This is a genomic window from Rhizobium sp. LC145 (genome assembly GCF_001005825.1).
Classification (GTDB): Bacteria; Pseudomonadota; Alphaproteobacteria; order Rhizobiales; family Rhizobiaceae; genus Neorhizobium.
This window is the reverse complement of the sequence record NZ_LBHV01000010.1, coordinates 98,289-115,403: the sequence shown is the minus strand read 5'-3', so window position 1 is coordinate 115,403 and position 17,115 is coordinate 98,289. Positions and strand designations below refer to the sequence as shown.

Below are 17,115 nucleotides of genomic sequence, written 5' to 3'. Positions count from 1 at the left end.
CCCGAGGCAGTCGCATCTTGCGAAGCGGCCGGGCATCGGCCATTAGTGCAGTATCGAGTGCCGAACGACCAACGGGAAAATGTCATGAAGCCCATCTTCGTCCAGTTGCGCTGCAAGCCGGGCAAGACCTATGAGGTCGCCGATGCGATCTACAAGACCGAGCTGGTTTCCGAACTCTATTCCACCAGCGGTGATTGGGATCTGCTCTTGAAGATCTACATCAAGGACGAAGACGAGATCGGCCGTTTCGTTAACGAGAAGATCGCTTCCATTCCCGGCATCGAGCGCTCGTTGACGACGATCACCTTCACCGCTTTCTGAGACCAGGCGGGATAGGTATCTCGTCCGCCTGATCTCGGTTCAATGGAAATTCCGGCCCTTCGGCATGACCCGGACCGTCTCGGCCACTTCGTCATGATCGACGGCTTTCCCAAGGCCTTCGCCCGGCCTGGATTGCGCCCTCCCCTTCGCAACCGGCTTCCTCCGGTGATCTTCCAAGAGCTGCAAGGCCTCGTCTGACCGGGCGGAACCGCCGAACCGCTCCGCCTCCTGCTGGAGCAGCCCCAGCATCGGCGTCATGTCCTCGATATGCTCTACCACGGTGTGGATCACCCCGCTCTGGCTTTGCAGCCTGCCGCGGATCCTGACCAGCCGCGCGCCCATGACCACCGGACGATAACGCTCGAAGGCCTTGTTCCAGACGATGGCATTGGCCACCCCCGTCTCGTCCTCCAGCGTCATGAAGATCACGCCTTTGGCCGAGCCCGGACGCTGACGGACCAGAACGAGCCCGGCAATCGTCACCTTTTGCCCATTCGGAACGGTGAGAAGATCGACATTCCGGGTGACACTCATTTGCGAAAGTCGGCCCCGGAGGAATGAAACGGGATGCGCCTTGAGCGACAGGGAGAGGTAGCGGTAATCTTCGATTACCTGTTCGCCGGGCAGCATTTCCGGCAGCCGGACCTGCGGTTCGGCCTGAAGTTCGCCCAGAAACTCGGCCCTAAACTCGGAATGCCTCACCTGATCGAACAGAGGCAGCTTTTCAGCCGCATTCCTGTCCAATCCCCGCACCTGCCAAAGCGCCTCGCGGCGTGAGATACGAAGCGAGCTGAAGGCATCCGCATCCGCCAATCGCTCGATATCGGCCTTGTCGAGACCCGATCGCAGCCAGAGATCGCGGATGGAGAGATAGCCATCACCCCGGTTGGCGACGAGCTTCTCCCTCATGTCCTTCTCCGAGAGCCCCTTGACCTGGCGGAAGCCGAGACGGACAGCTTTCTTCGTCAGGATGATCTCGCGCATGGATGCATGGCGCGCATCGATCGAATTCTTGTCGAACTCCGTCTCCTCCAGCAGGCAATCCCAATCGGAGTCGTTGACATCCACCGGCCTGATCTCGACGCCGTGCTCGCGCGCATCGCGGACAAGCTGAGCCGGCGCATAAAAGCCCATGGGTTGCGAATTCATGAGGGCTGCGCAGAAGACATCCGGGTAATAGGTCTTGATCCAGGACGAAGCATAGACGAGCAGCGCGAAGGAGGCCGCATGGCTTTCCGGAAAACCATATTCGCCGAAACCTTTGATCTGGTTGAAGCAATTTTGTGCGAATTCCCGGGAATAACCGCGCTTGACCATACCTTCGACCATTTTGGTTTCGAAAGTGCCTATGGTGCCCGTTCGTTTGAACGTCGCCATCGCCCGCCGCAGCCTGTCCGCTTCGCTCGGGGTGAATTTCGCTGCTGTAATAGCGATCTGCATAGCTTGCTCTTGAAAGAGCGGTACCCCAAGAGTTCTTTCCAAAACCAGCCTTAGCTCTTCGCTGGGATATTCGATCGCTATCCGGTTACGCACATCCTCCCTTCTCTTGAGGTAAGGATGCACCATGTTGCCCTGGATCGGCCCCGGCCGCACGATCGCTACTTCGATAACAAGATCATAGAACTTCCGCGGCCTGAGACGAGGCAGCATGCTCATCTGCGCCCGGCTTTCAATCTGGAAAACCCCGAGCGTATCGGCACGGCAGATCATGTCATAGACCGGCTCTCCGTCCTCATGATCGGTATTGCCAAGATCGGCCAGGGTCTTCTTCACGCCGTAATGCATTTCAAGAAGATCGAACGCCTTGGCGATACAGGTGAGCATGCCAAGTGCGAGAACATCAACCTTCAGGATGCGAAGCGTGTCCAGGTCATCCTTGTCCCACTCGATCATGTAGCGATCAGGCATGGCCGTATTCATGATAGGCACCACCTCGTCCAACCGATCCCTCGTAATGACGAATCCGCCAACATGCTGTGTCAGGTGACGGGGGAAGCCCATGAGCTCCTTTGCCAATTTCAGGACCCGCTTTGTTGCAGGATCGCCGACGTCAAGGCCCGCCGCCTTTGCCTCTCTCTCCGACGGGCCTTCCTCGGACCATCCCCAGACAGTGCTGGAAAGTGCTGTTTGCACATCATTCGACAGACCGAAAACCTTCGCAACCTCTCGGCCGGCCATACGGGTCCGATAGCTGGTTACCGCTGCCGTGAGACCGGCGTGTTCTCTGCCATAGGTTCTGTAGATGTGCTGAATGACCTCTTCGCGCTTCGCATGCTCGAAATCGACATCGATATCCGGCGGCTCATCGCGTTCGGTGGAAAGGAAGCGGTCGAATAGGAGTGTCGATTTTTGCGGATCGACTTCGGTGATTCCCAGACAATAGCAAACCGTGGAATTCGCCGCAGACCCGCGGCCCTGGCATAGAATGTTGGCACCACGCGCAAATTCCATGATGTTGCGAACTGTCAGGAAGTAAGGGGCATACTTCTTGGAGCGGATCAGATTGAGTTCGTACTCTATCTGCTTCGTAACCTTATCCGGAATGTGCTCCGGATAGCGCCGTCTCGCTCCCTCTCCCGTGAGCCTTTCCAAGGTTTCGAAAGGTGTCTCGCCTGCCACGCTCTCATCGGGGTAATTGTGTTTCAGTTCCTCCAGTGAAAAAGTCAGCTGGCTGAAGAATTTTTCCGTATTGTCGATCGCATCCGGATAGTTCTTGAACAGGCGCGACATTTCCCGACCGTCCTTCAGATGGCGTTCGGCATTTTGCGCCAGCCGGAAACCTGCCTCGGCTATCGGCACATGCTCCCGGATCGAGGTCACGACATCCGAAAGCGGACGGCGGCTTTTTTGATGGTAAAGCGGTTGATTTGTCGCCAGCAAAGCTATTCGTGTTCGTGCAGCAAGTTTTGAGATTGCCGAAAAGAACAAAAAATCTCGGCCATCATACAAAGGCGATAAAGCGATATGGAGCTTTTGACGGAAACGCTTTCGAAAGCGAACGAGGCCATCTTCAAGATTTGCCCAAGCCGCCTCATCTTCAAGAACGGATCGGCTTGGAACGAGAGCAAGCATCATCTCGTCGCCCCATTCCAGAAGATCAGCCTCATAGAGAAGGCAATTGCCTTTTTCCGTTCTCAGGTTTCCAGTACTGAGCAATCGGCACAGATTTGCCCATCCCTGCCTATTCTGGGGAAATGCGAGAATTTCCGGTGTGTCATCGGAAAAGACCAGCCGGGCGCCTGGCTGGAAGGGAATGGGCTTTAAAAGGAGCTTCTCCTTTTCTCCTTTTTGGCGTCGTTTCTCGTTCTCAAGTTTCTCCCTGCCATAGGTTTCGGCCATTGCCAGAATTTGATTATATGCCCGTACGACCCCGGCAACCGAATTGCGGTCGGCGATGCCGAGACCAGATAGCTCCAGCAAGGAAGCTGTGACCACCATCTCCTCCGGTTTCGAAGCTCCTTCCAAAAAGGAGAAATTGGTCCTGGCGCCGATTTCGAAAAAGGCGGGAGCGGCACTCATGCAAAGACCCCATGGATGAACCAGTTGGGTGGCCGTTCGAGTTCGTAATGGCCATTGCGATAAACCCAGAGGCGATGCCCTGTCCCGACCTCCAGCCGGAAGTAATCCCGTTCCGCCGCCGCCTCTTCATCGTGCCACCATTCCGGCGAAATCCTTTCCGGCCCCTCGGCATGCAAGACCTCGTGCATCATGCGTCGCCAGCGGAAGCGGAAGGGTGGTCCATCCGGCACTTCGGCCGCAACCGCTTCCACCCGCTCGGGATGAGGAAAGAGCCGCAAGGGCCGGTCGCCGCCCGGAAAGGCGAATGCCTTCGCCTCCCGCTTGCCGATGGATCGGATTTCCATGGCGGGCACGGAAACGACCGCCCGTTCGGGCACGTGGCTTTCCCGAAGCTGAAAACATTGAAGCGAAGCCGCCCCGAGACGGGCCGAGACCCGATCCACGAATTCGGCCAATGAGGTCTCCCGCTGCCCATTCCCCTCGAAATCCTTCTGGGATGCATCGAAGGCCTCATGCTCGAGGACGTTGAGGCGCAGGATCTCGAAACCGAAGCCGGCATCGAGATCGTCATGGACGGCCTTCAGGCGTTCGGAAAACAGACCGGCGATCCGCCCGGCATCCCGCAACGGGCGGGAAGCCCCTGCCTGAATGCGAAAGACCCGGCCATCCACCCGGAACAGCACCAGCTCGAAAATCCGTCCCCCTGCCCCGCGTGCCTCCAGGCCGGGTTTCAGGAGCGCTGCGACCTGGTGGGTCACCTGCAAGATGCTTTCTTCCGTCTGGATGGGCTCGGCGAGCCGGCGCTCAGAGGAGAGACAGGGAACCGGCCGCCGCGGCGAGACCGGTTCCTCGCTGCTGCCGAGCGCCTGATCGAGCCGCAGCAGGACATGGGCGCCGAAGCGGCGGGCAAGCGGCGCCCTCGGCATGGCCAGAAGATCGCCGACCTGCTTCAGACCGAGCTTCTGGAGCGATGCGACCGTGATCTCGTCGATGCGCAGCGATGCGACCGGAAGGGGTGCGAGCATCTTGCGCATATCCTCATTGGCAATCACGCCGCCTCGGCCGAAACGGCAGGTCGCCCATGACAAGCCCGGCGATCCGGAAATAGCCCCGCGAACGTCGAAGCCCATCAGGAACAGCCGCGAAAGCGCATCATCCAGCAAGGCCCGCTCGCCGCCGAACAGATGCGCGCAGCCGGTGATATCCAGGAACAATCCATTGCGGCCGTCGAGCGCCACAAGCGGCGTATAGCGATCGCACCAGTCGGCAAGGGCTTCGAGAATGGAACGGTCCGCCGTCTGGTTCTCTTCAACGACATCGATCCCGGGATGCATGGCGCGCGCTTCCGCCAGCCCCTGCCCTCGCTTCAGGCCAATCCGCTCGGCCGCTTCATCAAGGGCCGTCAGCCGCATGGCATTGTCACGCCGCCCGGAACAGACGATCGGCGGATGTTCAGGACGCCCGGTCGAGCGCCAGGACGGCCCCCATTTCCGGCGGGCGATGCGATCGGTCGGAAGATGCGGGAAGACGAGGGAGAGAATGCGCTGGCTCGTTCCCGAAAGGGAAAGGGATGCCTGTTCGCTCGGCAGGGAGAAATTGACGGTCATGGGCGTTCCACTCCAGAAGAAAGGAGAGCGGAGCCGGATTGCGGCTCTTCTCCAGGATGAGACGGAAGGAGGGTTGACCGATGCTCCCGCCAAGCATCGATCCATCCGGCAGGCGACGTTTTGAAGCCGGCGCCGGTTCTGCCAGGAAGCGAAAGAGGGCGCTGCTCGCCTCCTCCTCCCCGGCATGCCTCAGCAGGAAAAGCGGCCGCCCCGCCGCCTTTGCCCGAAGCGCGAGCCGCCGGCTTTCGGCAAGCCCGAAATGCGCGGGATTGCCCCTGATTTCCAGAATGGTGACGCCCAAAGCCCCGCTCGCCACCGCTGTTTCCGCAAGCCACAACGCCTCGCTGAGCTTCCGGGGCGCGGCATATAGGAATGTCTCTGGCCTCAGGCCGAATTGCAGAAGGCCTATGCCATAGGGCACACCTGCTTCCTGCATCGAGGCCGCGTCGCCGATCCAAAGGATTGGAGCGCAAGCAAGTCCTTCCCCCTCCTCCTGCCGCTGAAGCCGGGCAGCCAGCGCGAGCGCGAAGCCGCTCAAGGCCCCGGCATCGCGGGAAAGGCGGGAACGGATCTCCGTAATGCCATCCATGGGCAGCCCTCCCTCGAGAGCAGCATCGAGTTCCGGAATGCCGAAGGACAGGCGAAGTTCATTACTCTTCGCAGTTCTTTCCGGCTCCCGTGCAAGCATACCCTGCTCTGCCGCCGCCAGAGCCGGCACCGGCCTGCCTTCCAGTCTGGCAATCTGTTCACGCAGGGCAAAAAGCTTCTCCTGCGCCGTGGCATCTCCGGCCATGGCGTCAGCTCCGTTCATAAATGTTCACTTTATGTTCTTATGGATTCCAGAGCTCGCCCGGAGAGTCAACAGACAATTTCCACGAAACCGGCCCTCCCTGGGAAGGCCGATGATTCAACTCTCGAAAAACTTTGCAGAAATGCCTATATGGCTCTCCTAAAAGGAGCAAACATGGCCCGCATTGACCAGACCGATGATTGGCGGGATCGCCACGCACCGACGATCAGCGCGTTCGAGTCTCTGGCAATAGAGGCCTATGGCCATCTGCCGGAAGAGTTTCGGGCGCTTACCACCAACCTGATCATCGAGATCGAGGATTTTCCGGACGACGACGTGTTCGAGGACATGGCGCTGGAAACGCCCTTCGACCTGCTCGGCCTTTTTGAGGGCCGCGGCATTTCGGAGCGTTTCACCATGGAGACCGGCGAACTGCCGAACCGCATCCGCCTCTACCGCCGCCCGATCCTGGATTACTGGGCCGAAAACGAGGAGACCCTGGGCGATATCATCACCCATGTATTGATCCACGAGATCGGCCACCACTTCGGTCTCAGCGACGATGACATGGAGCGGATCGAGGCCAGCGCGGAGCAGGCAGCGGATCGCTGAGCGCCACGGCTTTTCCTATTGCTCGCCGAGCTTCATGTCCGGGGTGTATTCCTTGCCCTCGACCATCTTCACCACGGCTTGGCCGCATTGCATCTGTCCGGTCTCGGCATTGAACGCATAGGTCGGCGAGCCTGAAAGCTCCCAGCCCTTGTTCAGCGCTGCCGTCACCTTGTGGCAGAAAGAAGCATCGTCGGGGCCGGTGAGAAAACGATAGAGCTTCATGACCTTTTCTTCCTTTCGGCGATCGATTGCGCCTTGTGGACGAGCTTCTGTGCTTCGAGAAGATGCAGCCGCTCGACCATGCGGCCGTTCATGTTGATGACATTGAGGTTCTGCGCTTCCGGCAGCGCAAAGGCGGCGATGATCGCCTGCGCCTCTTCGATGGCTTCCGGCTGTGGGCCGAAATGCCGGTTGGCGGGCTCGATCTGGGTCGGATGGATCAGCATCTTGCCGTCGAAGCCCATAGCTCGGCCCTGGGCACATTCGGCATCGAAGCCTTCCGCATCCCTGAAATCGTTGAAGACGCTGTCGAGAACGTCCAACCCATTGGCGCGGGCGGCAAGCACGACCTGCATCAACCAAGGGACAAGATAGGTCCTTCCCGGCTGCATAAGCACACCGGTTTCCTTGCGCAGGTCGTTGAGGCCGACCACGAAGCAGGAAAGCCTTCGGCTCGCCCCAGCGATCGAAGGGGCATTCATCACGCCGCTCGCCGTTTCGATCATCGCCCATACGGGAAGCTCTTCCGGTGTCCCCGCCCTGTCGAGCATAGCGGCGGCTGTCAGCACATCCGCAGCTTCGCCGATCTTCGGCAGCAGGACGGCATCCGGCTTGAGTTCCGCCACGAGCTCGATGTCCGCCTCAATGAATTCGGAAGAAAGCGCGTTGATGCGGATGACGATGTCCCGTCCCGCGAGCGGAGGCTGCCCGAAGAAGCGCCTGAGATTTTCACGCGCCTCCATCTTCTTTTCCGGGAAGACGGAATCCTCCAGATCGAGGATCACTCCATCGCAGTCAAGGCTCGGCACTTTTTCGAGCGCCCTCGGATTGCCGGCAGGCACGCTCAGGAGAGAGCGGCGCAAACGAACAGCGGCAGAAGCGGACACGTCTTCAAGGATCATGGGAGGCTTTCTGCCAAGCTTTCCGGCGCGGCGCAATATCGCAACTTCGTGAAGGCTCTTGCAAGATGTTCCGGAAGGGCCCACATTCAAGTCTAGAAAGGTTTGGATCATGCAGAACATCCGCACATTCTTCCTCGTTACATCCGGGGCCGCCATTTTTGCTTTCTTTGCCCTTCTCACGGCATCGCTGACGGTCGCCTTCGCGGGCATCCTGGCGATCCTCGCTGCAGGACGCGCCCTTTCCGCCCGGCTGAAGCCGGTGCCGGTGCGCGCCAAGGCCGGAAAACCGCAGATGCGCGTCTGGAACGACGGACGCGGCACCATCATCGATCTCTAGAAAATCTTCCGCTGCGCGTGGAAAGGACACCGGTGCGCAAAGCAAACCGTACCGGTTGACGGTAAACTGCCCTTCAAATCCGCCGGGATTTGTTCTATTGCAGCTTCCGCGCATAGAGTAACGCGGAGGCAGGTCATGGAAAAATTCGTCAAGCTCACCGGCGTCGCGGCGCCGCTTCCGGTCGTCAACGTCGACACCGACATGATCATTCCGAAGGATTACCTGAAGACGATCAAGCGTACCGGCCTCGGCAAGGGACTTTTCGCGGAAGCCCGTTACAAGGAAGACGGTTCCGAAAACGCGGATTTCGTGCTGAACAAGCCCGCCTACCGGAATGCCAATATCCTGGTCGCCGGAGATAACTTCGGCTGCGGCTCCTCGCGCGAGCATGCGCCCTGGGCGCTCCTGGACTTCGGCATCCGTTGCGTGATCTCCACCAGTTTCGCCGATATCTTCTACAACAACTGTTTCAAGAACGGCATCCTGCCGATCGTCGTCAGCCAGGAAGACCTGGACAAGCTGATGGACGATGCCTCGCGCGGCGCCAACGCTATCCTCACCGTCGATCTCGAAGCCCAGGAGATTACTGGTCCGGACGGCGGCTCGCTGCATTTCGACATCGATCCGGCACGCCGCCATATCCTGCTCGAAGGCCTGGACGACATCGCCTCGACGCTGAAGAGCGATGCGGTGATCGGCAGCTTCGAGAACAAGCTGCGCACCGAACGCCCCTGGCTCTGATCGGCCGTCACGATGGTCAAGCGGATTTCCTCAGGCTCACCCTTCGAAGCGCGCATCGGCTATTCCCGCGCCGTGGTGGACGGCGACATGGTCTATGTTTCCGGCACCACCGGCTATGACTATGCCCGCATGGAGATGCCGGAGGACGTTGCGGCCCAGACCCGCAATGCGCTCGGCACCATCGAGAAAGCGCTGAAGGAAGCCGGCAGCGGCCTGCACGACGTGCTGAGGGTTCGCTACTACCTCACCGACATGGCGGACTATGATGCCCTGGTCGAGGTGCTCGGCCAAACCTTTTCCGAAATCCGCCCCGCGGCGACCATGGTGGTCTGCGGGCTGACGACACCTGAAATGAAGATCGAGATCGAGGTCACGGCCCGCATCGGCGCCGGCTCGGCATAACACGTTCGGCCTCGTCCCTTCCGGCGGGCTCGGACGAGGTTTACAGCCAACTGCGGGAAGATCCCGCGGGGAGGACGAGCCCGCCTGATCGCAAGGACGCCACAGCATCATGTCTCACAAGCTCTTTCTTCTTCCCGGCGACGGTATCGGCCCCGAGGCCATGGGCGAGGTCCGCAAGATCATCGCCTATATGAACGACGCCATGAACGCCGGTTTCGTCACGGACGAAGGCCTCGTCGGCGGCTCGGCCTATGACGCCCATGGCGCGGCGATCTCGGAAGAGGACATGGCCAAGGCCAAGGCGGCCGATGCGGTGCTTTTCGGCGCGGTCGGCGGACCGAAGTGGGATTCCGTGTCCTATGAAGTGCGCCCGGAGGCCGGCCTCCTGCGGCTGCGCAAGGATCTGGAACTCTTCGCCAATCTGAGGCCGGCGATCTGCTATCCGGCGCTTGCCTCCGCCTCGTCGCTGAAGCCGGAACTGGTGGAAGGCCTCGATATCCTCATCGTCCGCGAACTCACCGGGGGCGTCTATTTCGGCGAGCCGAAGGAAATCGTCGATCTCGGCAACGGCCAGAAGCGCGGCATCGACACCCAGGTCTACGATACCTACGAGATCGAGCGCATCGCCGGCGTCGCCTTCGAGCTTGCCCGCACGCGCCGCAATTCCGTCTGCTCGATGGAAAAGCGCAACGTCATGAAGTCGGGCGTGCTCTGGAACCAGGTGGTCACCGAAACGCACAAGGCGAAATATTCCGACGTCAGGCTGGAGCACATGCTGGCGGATGCCGGCGGCATGCAGCTCGTGCGGGCGCCTAAACAGTTCGACGTCATCGTCACCGACAACCTCTTCGGCGACATGCTTTCCGACGTGGCCGCCATGCTGACCGGCTCGCTCGGCATGCTGCCCTCGGCCTCGCTCGGCGCGCCGGATACCAAGACCGGCAAGCGCAAGGCGCTCTACGAACCGGTTCACGGCTCCGCACCCGATATCGCCGGCCAGGGGATCGCCAATCCGATCGCCATGATCGCATCCTTCGCCATGTGCCTGCGCTACTCCTTCAATATGGTGAAGGAAGCCGACAACCTGGAAAAGGCGATCGCCAATGTCCTCGACCAGGGTATCCGCACCGGCGATATCATGGCGGAAGGTTGCCGCAAGGTCGGCACCGCCGAAATGGGCGATGCGATCCTTTCCGAGTTCAAGGCGCTCTCGGCCTGATTTGTCCTGACGGATCGACATCCTGCAAATGGAAAACCCGGCGCTTGAGGCGCCGGGTTTTCTCGTTGTGGGCCGGAAAAGAATGCCGGCCGGCGAAGCGGTGGATTATTCCGCGTGGATATCCCGGTCCTTGGTTTCCGGCAGGAAGAGCAGGCCGATCACCAGCGTAATGGCCGCGAAGACGATCGGGTACCAGAGACCGTAATAGATATCGCCCTTGGCGGCGCTCATCGCGAAGGCCGTTGCCGGCAGCAGGCCGCCGAACCAGCCGTTGCCGATATGGTAGGGCAGCGACATGCCGGTGTAGCGGATGCGGGTCGGGAAGAGTTCGACCAGCAGTGCGGCGATCGGGCCGTAGACCATGGTTACGTAGATGACCAGTACCGTCAGGATGGCGATGAGCATCGCCCAGTTCACGGCTTCCGGATCGGCCACCATGGTGAAATTGCCGGAGTTCGGGATGGAGTAGACCGCCATCTCCGTAACGCCGGCGGCTTCTTCCGCCGTCAGCAGCTTCTGCGTGACGAGATCGGCGCCGGACACCGTCGTTGCATTCCCCGCACGGATGGCTGCGGCATCGAGCTGCAGTTCCGGATTGGCGGCGACGAAGGCATCGAGCTTGGCTTCCGGAACGTTCGATGCACCGCGTGCCAGCGGATAGCCTGCGGCCTGCAGGGCAACGTTGACCTGCTTCTGGAAGGCCGTGTCCGCCGCCTTGGCGCCCGCACCGGCCTGGGTCGCGTCATAGCTGGTGACGGTGGATTCGCCGATCTTGACGGTCGCCGGCGAGCCGGCGGGGCCTGCAACCACGTCGTAGGGAACGGAGTTGCGGGTCAGGAACGAGGTCGCGATATCGCACGAGGTGGTAAACTTCGCCGTACCGGTCGGGTTGAACTGGAATTTGCAGTCGCCCGGAGCGGCGGTCACGGTCGCGCGAACCGTTTCCTGTGCCTGTGCCAGTGCCGGATTACCTGCCCAGGTCATGGCCTTGAACAACGGGAAGTAGGTGATGATGGCAAGCAGCAGGCCCGCCATGATGATCGGCTTGCGGCCGATCTTGTCCGACAGCCAGCCGAAGAAGACGAAGAAGCCCGTGCCGAGGAGCAGCGAGGCTGCGACCATGATGTTTGCCGACTGGGCCTCCACCTTCAGGATGTTCTGAAGGAAGAACAAAGCGTAGAACTGCCCCGAATACCAGACGACGGCCTGGCCGACGACGGCGCCGAACAGAGCCAGAAGGGCGATCTTGGCATTTTTCCACTGGCCGAAGGCTTCCGAAAGCGGTGCCTTGGAGCCCTTGCCCTCTTCCTTCATTCGCAGGAAGGCGGGCGATTCGTTCATTTTCAGACGGATCCAGACGGAAACGCCGAGCAGGACCACCGAGACCAGGAAGGGAATGCGCCAGCCCCAGGCGGCGAAGGCTTCGCGGCCGAGGATCGCCTGAACCAAAAGAATGACCACCAGCGACAGGAAGAGACCGAGCGTGGCCGTGGTCTGAATCCAGGACGTGAAGAAACCGCGTCTTCCATGCGGCGCATGCTCGGCCACATAGGTCGCGGCACCGCCGTATTCGCCACCGAGCGCCAGGCCCTGCAACATGCGCAGGAGGAGCAGGATGATCGGAGCGGCGATGCCGATCGAAGCCGCGCCGGGCAGAAGACCGACGAGGAAGGTCGAAAGACCCATGATCAGGATGGTGACGAGGAAGGTGTATTTGCGGCCGACGAGGTCACCCAGCCGGCCGAAGACCAGCGCGCCGAACGGGCGGACCAGGAAGCCTGCCGCGAAGGCAAGAAGTGCGAAGATATTCCGGGTCGTTTCCGGATACTGACTGAAGAAGGCCGCGCCGATGAAAGTGGCGAGCGAGCCGTAAAGATAGAAATCGTACCATTCGAATACGGTGCCGAGCGAAGAGGCGAAGATGACCTTCTTCTCCTCCCGCGTCATACTGCCTGACTTTACGTCGGCAGTGGTCGTGACATTTGCCATGATCCGTCCTCCACAAGATCAACCGACGCACCAGCCTGCTCCGACTCTCCTCCCGGATGTCAGGATGGCGCGCATTCCAGCAGATTGGCAGAAATCTGATTCGAGGAAGAGAGATGCTTTGGGATTATGACTTTCGTCTAATGCCGCCTCTTCGTTGCCATGCCGGCATAGCGGGTCTCCGTTGTCATGATTCTCCTTCTTCTTTCCGAAGGACACTCAGGCAGCCGGCCGCATCTTGCCGCGATCGTCGGGACGCGCTTGAAACGGCGGGCTCAGGCTTGACTCGGGGCCAAAATCTTCTAAACAGCTTCGGCGAACGGGAAGACGCCTCCATGAATTGCAGCGAACTTTACATCGCCGCCTTCGGACCGCCGGCATCATATGCCGGACGGGATTTCCGTCTTTCCGATTCTTCCAAAACCACGGCCAAAACGACGACGAAAACCGTCTGACGTCTCTGGCCCGCCGCTCTCTCCCCGGCATGGCCGGGGACAAGGAAATCCGCGCAACATGCTGCGGTTTCCCCCTCACCGGATCGAGGAGAGACAGAAAGAGAGCATATCATGGGTTTCAAGATCGCAATCGTCGGGGCAACCGGCAATGTCGGTAGGGAAATGCTGTCCATTCTCGCGGAGCGGGGCTTTCCGGCCGACGAAGTAGTGGCGCTGGCCTCCGCCCGCTCGCAGGGCACCGAGGTTTCCTTCGGCGACAAGACGCTGAAGGTTTCCAACCTAGAGAATTACGACTTCTCCGATACCGACATTTGCCTGATGTCGGCGGGCGGTTCGATCTCGCAGAAGTGGTCGCCGAAGATCGGTGCCCAGGGCTGCATCGTCATCGACAACTCCTCCGCCTGGCGCTACGACGCCGAGGTGCCGCTGATCGTGCCGGAAGTGAACCCGGATGCCATCGAAGGCTTCTCCAAGAAGAACATCATCGCCAACCCGAATTGCTCCACGGCACAGCTCGTCGTCGCGCTGAAGCCTCTGCATGATGCCGCCAAGATCAAGCGCGTCGTCGTCTCGACCTACCAGTCGGTCTCGGGCGCCGGCAAGGAAGGCATGGACGAGCTTTTCTCCCAGACGCGCGCGGTCTTCGTCGCCGATCCGATCGAATCCAAGAAGTTCACCAAGCGGATCGCCTTCAACGTCATCCCTCATATCGATGTTTTCATGGAGGACGGCTATACGAAGGAGGAGTGGAAGGTTCTCGCCGAGACCAAGAAGATGCTCGATCCGAAGATCAAGGTGACCTGCACTGCGGTGCGCGTTCCCGTGTTCATCGGCCACTCCGAGTCGGTCAACATCGAATTCGAGAACGAGATCACCGCCGAACAGGCCCGTGAAATCCTGCGCGAGGCACCGGGTTGCCTGGTCGTCGACAAGCATGAAAACGGCGGCTACGTGACGCCCTATGAATGCGCCGGCGAGGACGCCACCTACATTTCCCGCATCCGCGAGGATGCGACGGTGGAGAACGGCCTTAACATCTGGGTCGTCTCCGACAACCTGCGCAAGGGTGCAGCACTCAACGCGATCCAGATCGCCGAGCTGCTCGTCAACCGCGGGCTGGTGAAGCCGCGCAAGGCCGCGGCATAATCGATCGTTAACCATGGCATGATAAAGCTCCGCCAGAAATGGTGGAGCTTTTGCTTGAGAAACGCCAATTTCACGAACTGTTCATATTCGCTTGGGTTGCGATTGTTCTCAACCACAGCCATAAGGCCAGATATAGCCACCTCAGTCCGGGCGTTTGAACAAGCGGCTCCGGCTTTGAAACGAGTCTGACGCTCATGTTGAAGATTTTGCGGGCAGGATTAGTCGCCACTGGGATTTTTGCCGGCGCCGTGCCGGCCATGGCGGCGCAATGCGGCAATGATGGTTCCGGTTTTGCGCAATGGGTTCAGGATTTCAAACGGCAGGCCTCCGCCAACGGCATCAGTCCTTCCGTTGTCGAAAAGGCATTCGCCAACGTCTCCTACAATCGCGAAACGATCAAGGCCGACCGCGGCCAGCGGAGCTTCAAGCTTTCCTTCGATCAGTTCATGCAGAAGCGCGGCGGCCAGGCCATCATCTCCCGCGGCAAGAGCATGAAGAAGAACAACGCCGCGCTCTTCGCCGCCATCGAACGCCGTTATGGCGTGCCGGCCGGTCCGCTGCTCGCCATCTGGGGCATGGAAACCGGCTTCGGCAGCTTCATGGGCAACCAGCACACGCTCTCGGCTGTCGCAACGCTTGCCTATGACTGCCGTCGCTCCGCCTATTTTACCGATCAACTCTATGCCGCCCTCCGGCTCGTGGGCCGCGGCGATCTCAGCCCCTCCGCCAAGGGCGCAGCGCACGGCGAAATCGGTCAGACGCAGTTCCTGCCGGCAAACGTGATCCGCTACGGTGCCGATGGTGACGGCGACGGCCATGTCGATATGGTCAGGTCGCGCGCCGACGCGCTGGCTTCGACCGCCAACTTCCTGGTCGGTCACGGCTGGAGGCGCGGAGCCGGCTATCAGCCGGGTGAGGCGAACTACAATGCTATCCAAGGCTGGAATGCTGCAAGCGTCTATCAGCAGGCGATCGCCTATATCGGCGCACGGATCGACGGGGAGTAAGCCCGTCGATCAGGTTTCCGCTTCTTCGACGCTGTCCGCTTCAGCGGAGACCTCGAGCTCCGGGCGGAAGAAATCGCCCGTCTTGCCGTTCATCACCCACAATTCGCCGGTCGATATGTCGAACCAGGCGCCATAGATATGCAGCTTTCCCTGCTCTTCCAGGGCGCGCACATAGGGGAAGGTGCGCAGGTTGTTGATCGAATTGCGGATCGACACCCGCTCGAGTGCCGTCTGCCGCTCCGACTGCGTCATCAGGTCGTTGCTTTGGATCTGCTCAGCGGCCGGGCGAAGGAGCGACATCCAACGGCCGATGAAATCGCCCGGCGAAAGCGGCTCTGCGGCCGGATCGAGCGCGGCCTTGATGCCGCCGCAGCGGCCATGGCCCATCACCACGATATTTTGGATCTTGAGCGCCTGAACCGCGAATTCAAGCGCAGCCGAGGTGGCATGATACTGTCCGTCCGGCTCATAGGGCGGCACCATGTTGGCGACGTTGCGGACGACGAACAGCTCGCCGGGGCCACAGTCGAAGATCGTCTCCGGCGCCGAGCGCGAATCGCAACAGGCGACAAGAAGGGTGTGGGGTTGCTGGCCGTGTTCCGCCAACACGCGGTAACGGTCGCTCTCATGCGCATAGCGACCGCTCATGAAGTTGCGGTAGCCGTTCAGAAGGGTTTCTGGAAAGTCCGTCATGGCGCAAGGCTTATCCCGGCGCGCGGCGAAGATCAATGTCCCCGCAGGGGAACTTTCCAGCCGAACGCCGGATGGATGAAACCGGCCTACCGGCGCGTCCGCTGCAGCGGATGCACGAGGCGGCGCAATTGCACCATGGCCATCGGATTTGCCAGGCTGGATGCGTCCATTTCGAGCGTCAGTTCGTCGCTGCCGCGTTTGACGGTGCGGGCCAGCACCTCGTAGACGCTCGCGGTCGCAAGCTGCAGTGCCCGTTCCTCGTCCATGCCGCCGAGCAGGCGCGCAAGGAAAACCGCCGAGAGAAGATCGCCGAGACCGTTCGGCGGGTTTTCGATCAGCCGGTGCTCCGCCATCAGGGCGTGCTTGCCGGTGAGATAGAGATTGCCGGTCCCACCCGCCATCATCGGCACGGCGGAAGTCACCAGCATGCGCGCCGGACCGAGCGCCACGGCCGCATCCATGATCTGCGTATTGTTCTCCAGCGCCGCCCCGGAAAGCCAGGCGAGCTCGTAGCGGTTCGGCGTGGCAAGCGAGGCGAGCGGAATGAGTTCGTCACGGATCGCTTCCGCCGTTTCCTGCGGGATATAGAGGCCTCCGAGATCGCCCATCACCGGATCGCAAACGTAGAGAAGCTCCGGGTTTTTCTCCCGAAGCGCTCTGACGAGCCGCGCGACGGCGCGCGGCTGGGCGGCATTGCCGAAATAGCCGGTCAGCACCGCCTTCACCTCTCCGAGCCAGGGTGCCCGGATCAGGTCGTCGATCGCCTTGTCGAAATCGGCCTCGGTGAATGTGAGGCGGGTCGCCCGCCCATGGCCGGGATGCCAGGGCAACACGATCGTCGGCAGCGCCCAGACGGGAAAGCCCAATGTTTCCAGCGCGAAAACAACGGCGCGATTGCCGACGGAACCGCGAACCACATGACTGGAGATGACGATGACGGCGCTTTGGGATTCCTGCATGGGCTTGGCTTCCGGCTTCGAAGGCTTGTTGATCGTTTCTTCCTTGCGGCATGTCAACAAGGCTTCACGTGAAAGGATAAACTCTAGACGAATCGGCCATCTTTTAGCCGGGCTGAAAAGAAATAGCTTCACGACGGCATGAAGCAAAAATACAAGCTTCATGAGGTTCGTCGCCGCAAAATCGGCGACGTGGAAACAAG

At 60.5% G+C, this 17,115-nt stretch carries 16 protein-coding genes; 8 read left to right on the top strand and 8 right to left on the bottom strand.

What is annotated here, in order from left to right; all coding sequences use genetic code 11:
- The first annotated feature begins 84 nt into the window (after positions 1-84).
- Entirely contained in the window at positions 85-321 is a 237-nt protein-coding gene (locus YH62_RS23565) for an Lrp/AsnC ligand binding domain-containing protein (protein WP_046796745.1), read from the top strand.
- Positions 322-360: 39 nt separating this feature from the next.
- Here YH62_RS23565 and YH62_RS23560 read toward each other — a convergent pair whose 3' ends face one another.
- The 3 genes from YH62_RS23560 to YH62_RS31120 are packed head-to-tail and all read right to left on the bottom strand — an operon-like array spanning position 361 to position 6,240.
- Positions 361-3,840, bottom strand: a complete 3,480-nt coding sequence (locus tag YH62_RS23560; protein WP_046796744.1) for an error-prone DNA polymerase — start codon at positions 3,838-3,840, stop codon at positions 361-363.
- A complete protein-coding gene (locus YH62_RS23555) occupies positions 3,837-5,282 on the bottom strand; it encodes a DNA polymerase Y family protein (RefSeq protein WP_348625789.1) in 1,446 nt (481 codons plus the stop codon). Before YH62_RS23555 ends, YH62_RS23560 begins: the two co-directional genes overlap by 4 nt.
- Before the next feature lie 10 nt (positions 5,283-5,292).
- Entirely contained in the window at positions 5,293-6,240 is a 948-nt protein-coding gene (locus tag YH62_RS31120; RefSeq protein WP_046796742.1) for a hypothetical protein, read from the bottom strand.
- A 171-nt stretch (positions 6,241-6,411) separates the two neighbouring features.
- Here YH62_RS31120 and YH62_RS23545 point away from each other — a divergent pair, with 171 nt between their 5' ends.
- Complete coding sequence (locus tag YH62_RS23545) at positions 6,412-6,849, top strand: metallopeptidase family protein (protein WP_046796741.1); 438 nt, start codon at positions 6,412-6,414, stop codon at positions 6,847-6,849.
- A gap of 15 nt (positions 6,850-6,864) precedes the next feature.
- On the opposite strand, the gene YH62_RS23540 is transcribed toward YH62_RS23545, so the two are convergent.
- Both YH62_RS23540 and YH62_RS23535 read right to left on the bottom strand, forming a co-directional pair.
- Positions 6,865-7,071: a DUF1737 domain-containing protein gene (locus tag YH62_RS23540; protein WP_046796740.1), complete on the bottom strand. Its 207-nt coding sequence runs from the start codon at positions 7,069-7,071 to the stop codon at positions 6,865-6,867.
- Positions 7,068-7,970 (bottom strand): CoA ester lyase, encoded by a 903-nt coding sequence (locus YH62_RS23535; RefSeq protein ID WP_046796739.1) that lies wholly within the window; start codon positions 7,968-7,970, stop codon positions 7,068-7,070. Before YH62_RS23535 ends, YH62_RS23540 begins: the two co-directional genes overlap by 4 nt.
- A 109-nt stretch (positions 7,971-8,079) precedes the next feature.
- On the opposite strand from YH62_RS23535, the gene YH62_RS30845 reads away from it, so the two are divergent.
- From YH62_RS30845 to leuB, 4 genes are all read left to right on the top strand, one after another.
- Positions 8,080-8,307: a hypothetical protein gene (locus YH62_RS30845; RefSeq protein ID WP_046796738.1), complete on the top strand. Its 228-nt coding sequence runs from the start codon at positions 8,080-8,082 to the stop codon at positions 8,305-8,307.
- A 135-nt stretch (positions 8,308-8,442) separates the two neighbouring features.
- Positions 8,443-9,048: a 3-isopropylmalate dehydratase small subunit gene (leuD, locus tag YH62_RS23525; protein ID WP_046796737.1), complete on the top strand. Its 606-nt coding sequence runs from the start codon at positions 8,443-8,445 to the stop codon at positions 9,046-9,048.
- 12 nt (positions 9,049-9,060) lie between these two features.
- Positions 9,061-9,450 (top strand): RidA family protein, encoded by a 390-nt coding sequence (locus tag YH62_RS23520; RefSeq protein ID WP_046796736.1) that lies wholly within the window; start codon positions 9,061-9,063, stop codon positions 9,448-9,450.
- 106 nt (positions 9,451-9,556) lie between these two features.
- Complete coding sequence (gene leuB, locus YH62_RS23515; RefSeq protein ID WP_046796735.1) at positions 9,557-10,669, top strand: 3-isopropylmalate dehydrogenase; 1,113 nt, start codon at positions 9,557-9,559, stop codon at positions 10,667-10,669.
- Positions 10,670-10,774: 105 nt separating this feature from the next.
- Here leuB and YH62_RS23510 read toward each other — a convergent pair whose 3' ends face one another.
- Complete coding sequence (locus YH62_RS23510) at positions 10,775-12,658, bottom strand: MFS transporter (RefSeq protein WP_046796734.1); 1,884 nt, start codon at positions 12,656-12,658, stop codon at positions 10,775-10,777.
- A gap of 563 nt (positions 12,659-13,221) precedes the next feature.
- On the opposite strand from YH62_RS23510, the gene YH62_RS23505 reads away from it, so the two are divergent.
- Together YH62_RS23505 and YH62_RS23500 are read left to right on the top strand one after the other, a co-directional pair.
- On the top strand, positions 13,222-14,256 hold the full coding sequence (locus YH62_RS23505; protein ID WP_046796733.1) for an aspartate-semialdehyde dehydrogenase: 1,035 nt from the start codon (positions 13,222-13,224) through the stop codon (positions 14,254-14,256).
- Positions 14,257-14,450: 194 nt separating this feature from the next.
- Positions 14,451-15,263 (top strand): lytic murein transglycosylase, encoded by an 813-nt coding sequence (locus YH62_RS23500; protein ID WP_046796732.1) that lies wholly within the window; start codon positions 14,451-14,453, stop codon positions 15,261-15,263.
- Between the two features lie 9 nt (positions 15,264-15,272).
- Here YH62_RS23500 and YH62_RS23495 read toward each other — a convergent pair whose 3' ends face one another.
- Both YH62_RS23495 and pdxY read right to left on the bottom strand, forming a co-directional pair.
- Complete coding sequence (locus tag YH62_RS23495; RefSeq protein ID WP_046796827.1) at positions 15,273-15,956, bottom strand: carbonic anhydrase; 684 nt, start codon at positions 15,954-15,956, stop codon at positions 15,273-15,275.
- Positions 15,957-16,042: 86 nt separating this feature from the next.
- A complete protein-coding gene (pdxY, locus tag YH62_RS23490; protein ID WP_046796826.1) occupies positions 16,043-16,915 on the bottom strand; it encodes a pyridoxal kinase PdxY in 873 nt (290 codons plus the stop codon).
- Between the last annotated feature and the right edge of the window lie 200 nt (positions 16,916-17,115).

Bases quoted from the DNA above. Each gene is read 5' to 3' on its own strand.
- YH62_RS23565 (WP_046796745.1), top strand. From the start codon at position 85: ATGAAGCCCATCTTCGTCCAGTTGCGCTGCAAGCCGGGCAAGACCTAT.
- YH62_RS23560 (WP_046796744.1), bottom strand. From the start codon at position 3,840: ATGAGTGCCGCTCCCGCCTTTTTCGAAATCGGCGCCAGGACCAATTTC.
- YH62_RS31120 (WP_046796742.1), bottom strand. From the start codon at position 6,240: ATGGCCGGAGATGCCACGGCGCAGGAGAAGCTTTTTGCCCTGCGTGAA.
- YH62_RS23545 (WP_046796741.1), top strand. From the start codon at position 6,412: ATGGCCCGCATTGACCAGACCGATGATTGGCGGGATCGCCACGCACCG.
- YH62_RS23540 (WP_046796740.1), bottom strand. From the start codon at position 7,071: ATGAAGCTCTATCGTTTTCTCACCGGCCCCGACGATGCTTCTTTCTGC.
- YH62_RS23535 (WP_046796739.1), bottom strand. From the start codon at position 7,970: ATGATCCTTGAAGACGTGTCCGCTTCTGCCGCTGTTCGTTTGCGCCGC.
- YH62_RS30845 (WP_046796738.1), top strand. From the start codon at position 8,080: ATGCAGAACATCCGCACATTCTTCCTCGTTACATCCGGGGCCGCCATT.
- leuD (WP_046796737.1), top strand. From the start codon at position 8,443: ATGGAAAAATTCGTCAAGCTCACCGGCGTCGCGGCGCCGCTTCCGGTC.
- YH62_RS23520 (WP_046796736.1), top strand. From the start codon at position 9,061: ATGGTCAAGCGGATTTCCTCAGGCTCACCCTTCGAAGCGCGCATCGGC.
- YH62_RS23510 (WP_046796734.1), bottom strand. From the start codon at position 12,658: ATGGCAAATGTCACGACCACTGCCGACGTAAAGTCAGGCAGTATGACG.
- YH62_RS23505 (WP_046796733.1), top strand. From the start codon at position 13,222: ATGGGTTTCAAGATCGCAATCGTCGGGGCAACCGGCAATGTCGGTAGG.
- YH62_RS23500 (WP_046796732.1), top strand. From the start codon at position 14,451: ATGTTGAAGATTTTGCGGGCAGGATTAGTCGCCACTGGGATTTTTGCC.
- YH62_RS23495 (WP_046796827.1), bottom strand. From the start codon at position 15,956: ATGACGGACTTTCCAGAAACCCTTCTGAACGGCTACCGCAACTTCATG.
- pdxY (WP_046796826.1), bottom strand. From the start codon at position 16,915: ATGCAGGAATCCCAAAGCGCCGTCATCGTCATCTCCAGTCATGTGGTT.